The sequence below is a fragment of the Candidatus Infernicultor aquiphilus genome (assembly GCF_002784285.1).
In the GTDB taxonomy this organism is placed as follows: domain Bacteria; phylum Atribacterota; class Phoenicimicrobiia; order Phoenicimicrobiales; family Phoenicimicrobiaceae; genus Infernicultor; species Infernicultor aquiphilus.
Genome location: NZ_PFKO01000078.1, coordinates 1 through 12,580, shown reverse-complemented (window position 1 = coordinate 12,580; position 12,580 = coordinate 1). Strand labels below are relative to the sequence as shown.

Genomic DNA, 12,580 nt, shown 5'->3' with positions numbered 1-12,580 from the left:
AGAATATGCTTCAAACCTTCGTTTGTTATGGATATAAGCAATGAGATGGAGATGAAGATAGAAGCTATAAGATGCTATGAATCTCAATTTGGGCCTTCTCCTGAAGGTCACCAGATATTTGAATGGATTTTAAATACTAACCGTTACTGGGGAAACCTTATTGGCAAAGAGTTTGCTGAACCATTTATCTGTCGGGAGGAGATCGGCATTAAAGATATTGAGGCACTTTTGTAAATGAAAAATTAACCCCCTCCGATAATCGGAAATAGTTTAATTTTGCAAGATTTTCTAACAAAGTAATCTTCTTTTACGAGTGAATCTTCCACTTTAATAAAAAAGATATCAGCGGAAGATATTTTAGCCTCTTCTAAGATTTTGTGAATGGTTACCGCTTTAGAATAGTTTAGCTCTATAGGGCTAAAGGAATATTTATCTTTTAAATAACCTTCCAGTACGATACTTATCTTCATTATCTTCATTATCCGATCTCCTCAATAAGCCAATCTAAACCTAATTCGATTAGTTTGGCGGAGGTAGGAATTCCGCTATCGGGATTCCAACCCATCAGTTCATAGCGTAATTTTAAAGCTTTTTCAAAATCTTCTTTATTAATGGCGAATTTTCCCTCTAAGGGTCCACCCTTAAAGTTCTGATAGAAGACCTCAGGAAGAGTATCATCTTTGGTAGTAAAGCCTTCTCGACAGTTAAAGACACGAGCCATATTGATGGAGCGTTCTCCTACTTTCATAAATTCAAACCAGGTGGTCTTCCAGCCGGTAGTAGAACAGATAATCTCGAGGAGCTCTTCCATAGTCCCTACACTACGAGGGACATAACCAAAATCACAGACCCCTAAGGTGTCAAGTAAAGACCAGTAGGTATCCAGTATTTTAAATAGGGTTACTTTATTTTGCCCAATATCAGTAGGAGATACTGGTTCTAAGATGCCCAAACCCTTCATTTCTTTTATTCCGTAGGAATCTTTATCTTTAAAGTAAGTATCATGAGCGGCTTTCATATGGTCAGCCCCATAGTCAGCTAAGGCATATTGTAGCCCTACTCCAATCTTTAATCGAGGATCGTGCATGGGAATCTCTTGTTTCTTGACCTGATGGATGAATTTTTCTGAACCCTTACCTATTTTTTGGGCAGCAAGATAAGATCCTTCTGCCAAGAGGTCTCCTAATCCATCTCGATGGGCAATCTTTTCTACCATCTTAAGCATCGCTTCTTTATTACTAAAAGTAAGTTCTATCCCTCCGGTATCTTCCTTGGTAAGAAGGCCTTCTTGGAAGCATTGCATGGCAAAGGCGATAGCCATACCGGTAGAGATAGTATCCATAGTATATTTATTACAAAGTTCATTGGCTTTGGCAATGTATTTTAGATCAGAAATACCACAGCTAGAACCTAAAGAGGTAATAGTCTCATACTCTGGGCCTCCGTAGGAAGGATCAACTTGAAGGTCTGATTCATTTATCTCTACCACCCTTTTACAGCGGATGGGGCAGGCATAACAACCTATAGTCTTCTTTAAAATAGTTTTATTGTAGGTCTCAGCAGTTAGGTTTTCTCCTTCTTTAAAGTAACCGGTAGTCCAATTATAGGAAGGAAGGCAACCCGCTTCATAAAAAGGGCGGACCACTGCCAGAGTACCTAATTCCCGAAGATCTCGACTTAGGGGATTTTCCATAACTCTTTTAGTAATTTCTTTGGTTACTTGACTTACTCTTTCTTTATTGTAAAGTTCTATCGGTTTAGTTCCTCTTACGGCAATAGCCTTTAATTTCTTAGAGCCCATCACTGCCCCCAGGCCATTTCTACCGTTAAAGTGTTTTAATTCATTTACGATATTGGCAAAACGGACTAGATTTTCACCGGCAGGGCCAATTTGAGCAATCCTAACTTTATCGTCAGCTAATTCCTCTTTGATGATCTTCTGGGTAGTTCCGGTGTCTTTCCCCCAGAGGTGAGTAGCAGCTTTAATCTCTACTTTTCCATCATTAATCCATAGGTAGACTGGAGTAGTAGAAGCACCTTTTGTGATAATGGCATCAAGGCCGGCCTTCTTCAGTTCAGGCCCCCACCAACCTCCAGCCTCAGCTTCTCCTTCAGCTCCAGTTAGAGATGATTTGGCACAGACGGTGTAGCGAGGCATAGCCGGAGCAGGGGTACCGGTTAGGACACTGGGGGCGAAGATAAGCAGATTATCAGGAGATAAAGGATCGGTTTTAGGTTTCATTTCTTTTAACATATAATAAAGCCCAAGAGCTCGACCTCCCCAGTAAGTACGATAAAAGGTCTCGGGAGGATGTTCTATCCAATATTTTTTTGAACTTAGATCAAGGTGAAGTATGCTCCCAGTATAGCCATAAGACATAACTTGCACTCCTCTCTTTTGGTTATTTAAAATTTATTTTATTAAACCTGTTTCTAAAAATTCAAGTAATCTCTCTCTTCGGTTTAATTCTGGTTTATCAATAACTATTTCTAAAAGACTTTTTAGCATTCTTCCTAATTCTACTCCTTCCTGGTACCCTAAATCAATCAAGTCTTTTCCGTTTATGGCTAAGTCTTTTAATGAAACCGGCGGCTTTTCTTCTAAAGCCTCTCTCACCTGCTGTTCCATTTTTTCTAATTGCTTCAGTTTAGCAATTTTTTTACCTATCTTAATATCAGTCCGCTTTAATTCTAAAACATTCAAAATGTTTTCTTCGCCACATTTAGAAATAAATTGTCTAATATTTTTTGGATTGAGAAAATCAATTGCTCGCCAATCCTCTTGGACCAAAATACTAACCTTTTTAATTATAGAATTCTTAAATTTTAATCTGCGCAGTATTTTAGCTGCAACTTCTTTTCTGCTTGTCTGAGAATTAGAGGGGGGCTGGGTTATTTCACTCAGTAAAGCTACCAAATGAAGAGCTAAATCGGGGGGAAGATTATTCAAAAGATTTAAAATATGTTCAAAGAGATCTTTATTCGGGCAAAAATCTTCTCGGTAAAAGCCAACACATCTTTCTAACTCAGGAAGAATAAACTGTAATAAGCCCAATTGTTGTAACAATTTAAACCCTCTTTTAGGAAAATTGCTTAATAATATTTTAATCAATTCATCTCTAATTCTTTCCGGGCTAACTTTTTTAATCAGTATGCTATTTTTCTTTATCTCCTGGAGGGTAGCTTGATCTATTTTAAAATCAAGCTTGCAGACCATTCTAATCGCCCTTAACATCCTCAAGGGGTCTTCTTTCATCCGCTCAGAAGGGTCTTCTACGCCCTTTATTACCCTTCGTTTAATATCTTCCAACCCTTTAAAATAATCTAATACTCCTTCTTTTTCCCCCCAGACTAGAGTATTGATAGTAAAATCACGATGTTTTAAATCTTCCAGTAGAAGTGATGTCCATTTCGCTACTTCTGTCTCTTCTATTCCTTTTAATTTATCTTTACCTCTAAAAGTGGTCACCTGATAATTAACCGCTTTGATTACTACCATAATTGTACCGTATTTTTCTCCTATCGGGACAACTTTATAACCTTTAAAGGTTCGAGAAATTTCCTCTGGGGTAGCTGAGGTAGTTATATCCCAATCGTGGGCTTCTTCCCCCATTACTAAATTACGAATACAACCTCCTACCACCAAAGCCTCATAACCCCCATCATTTAACTTTTTTATTATAAATAATGCTCCCGGGTCTATATCTTTAAGCCCTATTTTTAAATTAAGCTTATCGTCTTTTTTCTTTTTTTCCATCTTAAAACCCTAAATAATATTTGAATAATAAAATTACAAAATGATTACAACCCAAAAAGTAAATAAATTTGTTAACCTGGGTTCCTGCTTCCGCAGGAATGTCAGAGAGTGCGTCATCTATCATTATGAGGGCACAATATATTGTGTTCCTCTATCCTTATTATTCTAATTTTTTATCTTTTTAAATAAGCCAGACATTCTATGTGGCCCGTCTGAGGGAACATATCAATCGGCAGGACTTTTTCTAATTTATAATCATCCTTGGTCAGGTATTTTAAATCGCGGGCTAAGGTAGCCGGATTACAGGATACGTATAAAATTTGTCTTGGTCTAATTTTTACAATTTCTTTTAATGCTTCCTCGGAACAACCCTTGCGGGGTGGATCTACTATAATAATCTGGGCTTTTTCACCCCTTTTTCTCCATCTGTATAACCACTCCTCAACTCTACCGCTAAAAAATTTTAAATTAAAGATCTGGTTTAACTCACTATTAATTTTTGCATCTCTAATGGCACTTTTTTCTATTTCCATACCATACACTTTCTGGGCATAATTAGCCAGATAGATAGAAATGGCCGCGGTACCGCAATAAGAATCGATAACGGTCTCCTCTCCGCTTAAATGCGAATACTCTAATATTTTTTCATTTAATATTTGCGCCTGGGCTACATTAACCTGGAAAAAAGACTGGGGAGATATTTTAAACCTGAATGGGCCAATGGCATCTTCCAAATCAACCTTCCCTTTTAAAAGTCTAAAATCCTTTCCCCATAAAACTGACCTATAGTCTTTATTAATATTTTGATAAATAGAAACTACCTGAGGAAATATTCTGGTTATACTATTTAAAATACTTTGGTCAAATCCTAAAATCTCTTCTTTGGTGATAAAGACCATCATTATTTCTCTATTATTTCTACTTTCTCTGATTAATATATTCCTTAAATTTCCTTTCCCGGTTCGGCGATTATAGACCACAACTTTTTGTAAACTTAATAGTTCTTCCAAATAACTAACCAATTTATTAATTTGCGAACTGAACAGGACACATCCACTGGCCGGTATAAAATCATAACTGCCCGCTCTATAAAATCCTAAATGTAGCTTACCTTTTTCCTGTTCTACTTGAAAATGACCTTTATTACGATAACGCCAGGGATATTCCATCCCGATGACCGGTAATACTTCTACTTTTTGATGACCTAATCTCATAAGAGCATCCTGTACCATTACTTTTTTTATTTCTAATTGTTTTTCATAAACAATATGTTGTAATTGACAACCTCCACAAAAATTATAAACTGAACACCGGGGTTCTACCCTAAAAGGAGAAGATAAAATAATTTCCTCTAATTGTCCTCGAGCAAAATTCTTTTTTACCTCCGTGATTTTTACTCTCACCCTTTCTCCAAGAATTGCCCCGGGTACAAAAACGGTAAAATTGTCAATCCTGCCTATCCCCTCTCCCTGATGAGAATAACCGTTTATAATAAATTCGTGATCTTCTTCTAAATGCACTGGTTTATCTTTCATCTTATCTCCTACTAAGTATTAATTTCGCTATCATTTTCAGATACAAATCCTAAATATATTAATGATTATTCATCAAAAAAATTGAAAATATTTTTTCACGCCATATGAGATATGATATACTCTATACAAATTAACCTTATTTATTTTATCACATTATAATTCCTATATATAATTCCAAATACAAATCTTTGCCATTTTCCTATTTTAAATCAATTCTCCCCTAAAATCAGCAATTTTTGAAAATTTTAAAATTTTTTTTAAAAAACACTTGACAAATATTTTTTTACCTTATATAATTGCTAATAGCAAATATTGCTAATAGCACATAGGTTAGTGACAGAATGAATAAAAGCATAATAGATCTAATCATTGAATTAAAAAAAGGCTGTATGGAAGATGAGAAACATGTTCGAACTAGATGCAATATTTCTTTTGTAGAATACAAAGGGATCATGGGAATTGATATAGAAGAAAGAATGACCTGTAATGCTTTAGCTAAAAAAATGGGTTTGTCCCCTTCCAGAGGGAGCCGAATAATAGATAACTTGGTTAGAAAAGGCTATCTATTAAGAATGGTAAACCCGGCAGACCGAAGATCTTTTGTGGTATCTCTTTCTTTTAAAGGAGTTAAAATTAGAAAACAGATTAAGCAGGAAAGGAATAATTGTGAAAAAAGAATCATAAAAAGTTTTTCTGAAAAAGAAGTGGAATTAATAAAAGAAGGACTAGAATTAATTACTAAGATTTTTAACTAAAAATAAAAATAATTTTAAATTAAAAAGGAGAAAAGGATCGATGGAAAATAGTAAACCAATAGAAATAGAAGTAGAAGTAAATGAAAATAATTTTCAACAGGAGGTTTTAGAATCCTCTACGCCTGTTTTAGTAGATTTTTGGGCTTCCTGGTGTATGCCTTGCCGGATGTTAGCTCCAACTATTGAAAAATTAGCTGAGGAAAACCAGGGCAAGCTTAAAGTATGTAAATTGAATACTGATGAGAACCAGCACATTGCTGCTCAATATGGTATCCAGGGGATACCTACTTTGATCTTCTTTAAGGAAGGCAAAGAAGTTGATCGCACCGTAGGAGTATTACCAAAACAGAGGCTACAAGAAAAACTAAATTCTATTCTTTAATTTTAACTTACTCCAGTCCTAGCTTCACTCCCTTGACTTTTTATAAAGTAGGGGCGTATTGCAATACGCCCCTACTGGCGTAGTTTATTAATAAGCATATTTAAATCTAATATACTTTTCTGTATCTCCATCAATTTATTTTTAATATTATTTATATTTAATTCTTTATTATCAGCACTACCTTTAGTCTCGTATTCCAATCTTGGTAATACTAGCCCAAAGGTTGATTTTAATTTTTCTATACTCTCTCCTATCTCTTTAGCTTCTTTGCTTCTTCTGTCTATCTCAATTCTTCCACCAGTCAAAACTCTTTCTCCTTCAATAGATAAAGTTTCTCTTAATTCTGGAATATGAGTTTTAATTTTTAATTCTTCTTCAATTTTTCTAGAAACTTCCTCCATTGCTTCCTCTTCTCCGTGAACTATAAATATTTTTTTAGGTTTGTTTTTAAAGCCTTTTATCCACCACATTATTCCTTCTCTATCCGCATGACTTGAAAAACCCTCCAAAGAATGTATTTCAGCATTTACCTGAATTTCTTCTCCAAATATTTTAACCACCTTCTCGCCCTCTTTTATCCTTCTACCTAAAGTACCATTGGCTTGATAACCGACAAATACAATACTGGATTCTTTTCTCCATAGATTATGTTTTAGATGATGTTTTATCCTTCCCGCAGTACACATTCCGCTGGCTGAAATTATTACTTTACTTTCCTGGGAGAAATTTAATTGTTTAGATTCCTCCACAGTTTTAGTAAATTTTAAATTATGAAAATCCAAAGGGTTATTCCCCGCTTTGATGAGATTTAAGGTCTTTTCATCAAAACAATCTGGATTTCTCAAAAATATTTCGGTCGCTGAAACAGTTAGGGGACTATCTATATAAACTGGGACCTTTAAAAAATCCTGATCTTCAGTTTTAATATATTCATTATAGTATTTATTTAGCTCATAGATTATATCCTGGGCTCTTTCCACTGCGAAAGAAGGAATTACTACATTCCCGCCTCTTTTTACCGTAGTATTTATAATAGAGATTAGTTTTTTGGCATCATCTTCTGAGGGGTGATGCAACTTATTTCCATAAGTCGATTCTACCATCAGATAGTCTGCTTCATCGATAAGAGAAGGATCTCTTAAAATTGGCCTATCCCTCCTCCCTAAATCTCCTGAAAATACTAACTTAGTCTCTTGGTTATCTTCTTTTATCCATAGCTCAACTATGGAGGAACCTAATATATGCCCCGCATCTCTAAATCTTAAAGTAATTTCCTGGTTCAATTCTATTTTTTGGTCATATAGAACCGGTTTAAAATATTTCAAACTCTCTTCCGCTTCTTTCACGGTATAGAGAGGTTCTCTCAACTCTTCTCCTGATCTATTTCTCTTTCGATTATCCCATTCATTCTCCATCTCCTGAATATGCCCGCTATCAGGGAGCATAATAGAACTTAGATCAGCAGTCGCTTTAGTAGAATATATGTTCCCTTTAAAACCTTCCTTGATTAGCTTAGGTATTCTGCCACTGTGGTCCATATGAGCATGAGACAGAACCATAAAATCAATCTCTTCAGGATTAAAATTAAAAGGCTCATAATTCATCCTGTTAATTGATTTGCTCCCCTGAAAGAGTCCACAATCTATTAAAAATTTAGTATTCTTAGTTTCAATTAAAAAATTAGATCCGGTAACCATTTTGGTAGCACCTAAAAAAGATATTTTCATCTTAGTTCCCCTTTTAATAAGATAATATTTCGGTTATCTTTGACTTCATCTCACTCTTATCACATATTATATGATGTAGTATAGGCTTATTTTTAAGGTCTTTCATTCCTGGTGGAATTGGTAGCTGGCTTAAATTTGCCATCTTTTCAATTAATTCAAAATCATCGTATTTTTTATATTCCTTACTTATTGATTCCATTACACTGGTAGTAAATTTAAAGGGGCTGGCTGTGGCTACAATAACTGTTTTGGTCTGGTCTTGAGTTTCATTAACATACTTCTTATAAACCACATAACCTACTGCAGTATGAGGGTCAATTAAGTACCCTGATTCTTGAAATACTTCTTTTATCGAGTTACGAGCTTCTTCTTCCCGGGCAAAACCCCCAGAAAAGCCCTCTAATTTATTCTTCATCTTCGGAGTTACTTGATAAAAACCCTTTTTATCTAAGGAGTTCATCAGCTCGCTTACTTGTTCGGTCTTTCCCTCGCTAATATCCCATAACCATCTTTCTAAATTACTGGAAACTAAAATATCCATCGAAGGGGAGATAGTCCTTACTAATTCTCTTCGCTTATCATATATGCCGGTATTAAAAAAATCCGCCAGTACCTTATTTTCATTAGAGGCACAAATCAATTTATGTAGCGGTAATCCCATACTTTTCGCATAGTATGCAGCTAAAATATTCCCAAAATTACCAGTAGGAACCGTTATATTTATCTTTTCGCCAACCTTAATTTCGCCTCTTTCTAACAGATTTAGATAAGCATAAAAATAATATACTATCTGGGGTATTAATCGTCCTATATTTATAGAATTTGCGGAAGAAAAGATAAAATTTTTCTCCTCCATCTTTTCATTAAAAATGGGGTCTTCAAATATTTGTTTTACTCCTCTTTGCGCATCATCAAAATTTCCCCTTATCCCTATCACGTAAGTGTTTTCTCCTTTTTGGGTTAACATCTGTCTTTTTTGTATTTCACTAACTCCTTCTTGAGGAAAAAATACTATTATCTTGGTCCCCGGTAGATTAGCAAACCCTTCTAAAGCTGCTTTCCCGGTATCACCAGAAGTAGCAGTTAAGATAACTATTTCTTGCTTAAGATTTAATTTTTGGGCGGCCTTTCTTAAAAGATGAGGAAGTATCGATAAGGCCATATCCTTAAAGGCTAAGGTCGGACCATGATAAAGCTCTAAAAAATATGCCCCTCTCTTCTTGATAAGGGGAGCGACAACCTTAGTATCGAATTTCTTATCATAAGCTTGTTTTATACAAGAGATTAACTCATCTTCTTTATAATCAGTAAAAAAATCTTTCATTACCAAATAAGCTAATCTTTTATAATCAAGCCCTTTTAATTTATGTAAGTCTTTATTTATCCGAGGTATAACCATAGGAACAAAGAGTCCTCCATCATCAGCAATGCCTTTGATAATTGCCTCGGTGGATAAAAATCTTTTTTTGCTTCCTCGGGTGCTCTGGTAATAAAGATTATTTTCTCCCATATTCTCTCCTTAATGGTTAGCAGGACAGGCGTATGCAATACGCCCCTACTTTTTATCTCTTGTATTTCTTAACTAGCTAACCGGGTAACTAATTAACCAACTAACCAATTATAAACGCTATCCGCTATCTGTTACAAATAACGACGCATCTCTTCTCCCGTTACTTGACCATAAAGCTCAATATAAGGTTTTACCGGATTAGATAAGATTTTTGGGAAAAGTACTTCTTCAATCTGAAAAAAGCCTACCGACTCGGTCATTTCCACAAGTATTCTAATAGGTTTTTCATCCCCTTTAATAATTTCTACCTTTTGAATAGAATTGGCGGAATATTTATGAATATCCCCTACCTGCGGGATACGGGATAAAAGAAAAACAATTCTTGCCCTACCTTTTTCCATATCACACCCATCTCCAATTAATACCAACCCGGCTTCCAAGGAATGAATATCCTTGGTGACCATATGTCCTGAAATGCCTTCCACAATTAAAGAACGAATCATGGTCTTTTTTTCAATATCTTCAGCATAAACCTCACTTAAGGTTCGCTCAATAATCGGCATAGCCAGAATAACTCCTAAAAACTCATGATTATCCCGGCCTATCGACATACCAACATCATGTAATAAAGAGGATATCAATACTGCTACCTTACTCTCTTCTGCAGTGCCAATCTTTTCTTCTTCCAGACAAAATTTAATCTCCGCCTGGCATAAAAGATCAAACATAATTAAGGCATTCAAAGCTGTTTTTCTCATATGCACCGGGCCATGGTCATTATAACCTAACCTTTTTATAGAAACTATATTAGCATAATTCTGTAAAGCCTGAGCTTCTGCATCATTAAAAATCAAAGAAGCTGCCCTCGCTGGCTTTCCGCTTAACCTATTCAATATTTCCTTTTCTATTTCTATTTCTTTGGGTGATTTCCTCATCTATCCTTCCTCCTATTATATAAAACGATTACCCAGATTAATTATTATAATTTACTTTTTTAGAGTAGTTTTTATCTAAGCAACTAAAAATGTTTTCCTGCTAAGTATTTTTATTATGCGTTAACCATTACCAGGATAAAGGCAAATAAAATAATTATTAATAAAGGTAAGGCCAACAATTTATAAATTTTTGCTAAATCTGCCTTAAAATAATCTTTGGTTACCACTAAGCATAAATGCACCGGAGAAATCATCATACCTATATAAGCACCTACAAAGGCAAACATAGCATAATTAAGATTAACTTCATTTTGTAGCACCATAAAAGGCAGAAGAACTGGGAAACATATTCCTACGGTGGCAGAACTAATCCCAGTGAGAATTCCTACCAAAAAAGGTATTATGAATAAAACCACCAGGCGAGGGATACCTAACCCGGTAAAGAATTCAGGTATAATTATAATTATACCAGTAGCCCCGAGCATTCTTTGAAAAATCATTATACCAGCAATTAAAAATAAAATATTTAAATCTAAGTCACTTTTGATAATGTCTTTTACGTCCTTTACTTTTATTTTAGATCTATTTAATAAAATCAATGATAATATAACTATACTCAAAGAGATTAAAAAATCTAATTTTACAAATAATACAAATACTGCTATTAAAAGAATGGGCCAGGTTCCTAAAAATAATTTCTTCATATTTAAAAAAACATCTTTTCTATTAAAAAGAACATCTTTTCTATTGGTGTTCTCTATTATATTTCTTTTAATATTTCTTTGTTCCCAAACTAAACCAATTATAAATAACGCAATGGTTAGGGGAAATTGTACCTTTACAATCTCTCGAATTTCAACTTCTAATAAAGCAGAAAATAATATAATGCTGGGGTATAGAGGCCAAATAAGTTCCCAAATATGACGAAACCAATAATTTATAAAAGTTTTTTCTTCGGCTTGTAAATTCATTCTGCTAGCCACTTCGTTTACCATAGGAGCAGAAAACATTGCGCCTGCTGGCATAGGAATTAAACCTAAAAAAGCGGGGATAAAAGCTAAAATCAATCTATGGTCTTTAACTAATTTCTGCAAAGAATCTACTATATCTCTTAAGCTTTCTATTTTTCTTAAAACTCCGCTTAACAAAAAAACCAAAACAATTATTCCAAATAACTTAAGAGTCATAGAATCTATTATTGCCAAAACAACATTTAAGATTATATCTTTTACCCTTAATCTAAATAATATCCCTAATAATAAGGAGGCAAATATCATAATATATCCAAGATTCCATTTCTTCCTGATTAAAAAAACAATTAACCCAACTACTCCTAATAATTTTATAATTCCTGCCACTTCAATTTCCCCCATTTATTTTTTCTGCAATTTATTTTCTGTATCCTTCTGTTTTTTTTCTTTTATTTTATTTGCTTCCTCTCCAAATTTAACTCCATGGATATTAACATTAATCTTTAAAATATTTAAACCGGTCATAGATTCAAGAGTGTTCTTTACTTTATGTTGAACTTCTTCTGCTACCTTAAAAATTCCTACTTCATAATTTGTAATAATAGAAATATTAACTGTTGCTTCTCCCTGCTTCATCCACACCTCTACTCCTTTAACCAGCTCCTTTTTGGGCAGTACATTAGCTGAATCTCCTTTATATCCGCTACTAATGCCAACTACTCCTTTAACCTTTATGGTTTCAAGGGCAGCAATTATTGCTACTACTTCCTTTGAAACTGTAATGTTTCCTAATTCTTTGGTTTTATCTTTAATAACTTGGTTTTCTATCATTATCTTCTTCCTCTATTCCTCTCTTTCCCCTTTTTTCTTTTTAATTCTAGGGGGGTAATTTTTTATTCTGTTTTACCTATTCTTTTTCTTTGTCTTCATAAAATATTTTATCAATATTTATCTTGATCTCCTTTGTTTCTATTCCAATTGTTTCTAAAATATATTCTTTTAACCTTC

At 34.3% G+C, this 12,580-nt stretch carries 12 protein-coding genes; 3 read left to right on the top strand and 9 right to left on the bottom strand.

The features are described from left to right. Nucleotides 1–234: PIG-L deacetylase family protein (locus tag COZ07_RS02200; RefSeq protein ID WP_406606962.1), on the top strand; the 234-nt coding region annotated here is incomplete at its 5' end. A gap of 8 nt (nucleotides 235–242) precedes the next feature. On the opposite strand, the gene COZ07_RS02195 is transcribed toward COZ07_RS02200, so the two are convergent. The 4 genes from COZ07_RS02195 to rlmD all read right to left on the bottom strand — a co-directional run bounded on the left by COZ07_RS02195 (nucleotide 243) and on the right by rlmD (nucleotide 5,292). Then, on the bottom strand, nucleotides 243–479 hold the full coding sequence (locus COZ07_RS02195; protein ID WP_406606961.1) for a hypothetical protein: 237 nt from the start codon (nucleotides 477–479) through the stop codon (nucleotides 243–245). Beyond that, complete coding sequence (locus COZ07_RS02190) at nucleotides 479–2,380, bottom strand: aldehyde ferredoxin oxidoreductase family protein (RefSeq protein WP_406606960.1); 1,902 nt, start codon at nucleotides 2,378–2,380, stop codon at nucleotides 479–481. Before COZ07_RS02190 ends, COZ07_RS02195 begins: the two co-directional genes overlap by 1 nt. A 33-nt stretch (nucleotides 2,381–2,413) precedes the next feature. After that, nucleotides 2,414–3,757: a CCA tRNA nucleotidyltransferase gene (locus COZ07_RS02185; RefSeq protein ID WP_406606959.1), complete on the bottom strand. Its 1,344-nt coding sequence runs from the start codon at nucleotides 3,755–3,757 to the stop codon at nucleotides 2,414–2,416. Between the two features lie 173 nt (nucleotides 3,758–3,930). Next, nucleotides 3,931–5,292, bottom strand: a complete 1,362-nt coding sequence (gene rlmD / locus COZ07_RS02180; protein ID WP_406606958.1) for a class I SAM-dependent RNA methyltransferase — start codon at nucleotides 5,290–5,292, stop codon at nucleotides 3,931–3,933. A 341-nt stretch (nucleotides 5,293–5,633) separates the two neighbouring features. Between rlmD and COZ07_RS02175 the strand changes: the two genes are divergently transcribed. Together COZ07_RS02175 and trxA are read left to right on the top strand one after the other, a co-directional pair. Continuing rightward, on the top strand, nucleotides 5,634–6,047 hold the full coding sequence (locus COZ07_RS02175) for a MarR family winged helix-turn-helix transcriptional regulator (RefSeq protein WP_406606957.1): 414 nt from the start codon (nucleotides 5,634–5,636) through the stop codon (nucleotides 6,045–6,047). A gap of 40 nt (nucleotides 6,048–6,087) precedes the next feature. Beyond that, nucleotides 6,088–6,429, top strand: coding sequence for a co-chaperone YbbN (gene trxA, locus COZ07_RS02170; protein WP_406606956.1), 342 nt, complete (start codon nucleotides 6,088–6,090; stop codon nucleotides 6,427–6,429). 71 nt (nucleotides 6,430–6,500) lie between these two features. On the opposite strand, the gene COZ07_RS02165 is transcribed toward trxA, so the two are convergent. From COZ07_RS02165 to COZ07_RS02145, 5 genes are all read right to left on the bottom strand, one after another. After that, nucleotides 6,501–8,156: an MBL fold metallo-hydrolase RNA specificity domain-containing protein gene (locus tag COZ07_RS02165; RefSeq protein ID WP_406606955.1), complete on the bottom strand. Its 1,656-nt coding sequence runs from the start codon at nucleotides 8,154–8,156 to the stop codon at nucleotides 6,501–6,503. Nucleotides 8,157–8,169: 13 nt separating this feature from the next. Beyond that, nucleotides 8,170–9,666, bottom strand: coding sequence for a threonine synthase (gene thrC, locus COZ07_RS02160; protein ID WP_406606954.1), 1,497 nt, complete (start codon nucleotides 9,664–9,666; stop codon nucleotides 8,170–8,172). A 131-nt stretch (nucleotides 9,667–9,797) separates the two neighbouring features. Further along, nucleotides 9,798–10,601, bottom strand: a complete 804-nt coding sequence (locus tag COZ07_RS02155) for a phosphohydrolase (protein ID WP_406606953.1) — start codon at nucleotides 10,599–10,601, stop codon at nucleotides 9,798–9,800. 113 nt (nucleotides 10,602–10,714) lie between these two features. Then, entirely contained in the window at nucleotides 10,715–11,974 is a 1,260-nt protein-coding gene (locus tag COZ07_RS02150; RefSeq protein WP_406606952.1) for a DUF401 family protein, read from the bottom strand. Beyond that, a complete protein-coding gene (locus COZ07_RS02145) occupies nucleotides 11,975–12,403 on the bottom strand; it encodes an Asp23/Gls24 family envelope stress response protein (RefSeq protein WP_406606951.1) in 429 nt (142 codons plus the stop codon). It lies immediately after the preceding gene. Nucleotides 12,404–12,580 lie beyond the last annotated feature (177 nt).

Excerpts from the sequence above, each read along its gene's own strand:
- COZ07_RS02195 (WP_406606961.1), bottom strand. The coding sequence starts at position 479 with ATGAAGATAATGAAGATAAGTATCGTACTGGAAGGTTATTTAAAAGAT.
- COZ07_RS02190 (WP_406606960.1), bottom strand. The coding sequence starts at position 2,380 with ATGTCTTATGGCTATACTGGGAGCATACTTCACCTTGATCTAAGTTCA.
- COZ07_RS02185 (WP_406606959.1), bottom strand. The coding sequence starts at position 3,757 with ATGGAAAAAAAGAAAAAAGACGATAAGCTTAATTTAAAAATAGGGCTT.
- rlmD (WP_406606958.1), bottom strand. The coding sequence starts at position 5,292 with ATGAAAGATAAACCAGTGCATTTAGAAGAAGATCACGAATTTATTATA.
- COZ07_RS02175 (WP_406606957.1), top strand. The coding sequence starts at position 5,634 with ATGAATAAAAGCATAATAGATCTAATCATTGAATTAAAAAAAGGCTGT.
- trxA (WP_406606956.1), top strand. The coding sequence starts at position 6,088 with ATGGAAAATAGTAAACCAATAGAAATAGAAGTAGAAGTAAATGAAAAT.
- COZ07_RS02165 (WP_406606955.1), bottom strand. The coding sequence starts at position 8,156 with ATGAAAATATCTTTTTTAGGTGCTACCAAAATGGTTACCGGATCTAAT.
- thrC (WP_406606954.1), bottom strand. The coding sequence starts at position 9,666 with ATGGGAGAAAATAATCTTTATTACCAGAGCACCCGAGGAAGCAAAAAA.
- COZ07_RS02155 (WP_406606953.1), bottom strand. The coding sequence starts at position 10,601 with ATGAGGAAATCACCCAAAGAAATAGAAATAGAAAAGGAAATATTGAAT.
- COZ07_RS02150 (WP_406606952.1), bottom strand. The coding sequence starts at position 11,974 with ATGGGGGAAATTGAAGTGGCAGGAATTATAAAATTATTAGGAGTAGTT.
- COZ07_RS02145 (WP_406606951.1), bottom strand. The coding sequence starts at position 12,403 with ATGATAGAAAACCAAGTTATTAAAGATAAAACCAAAGAATTAGGAAAC.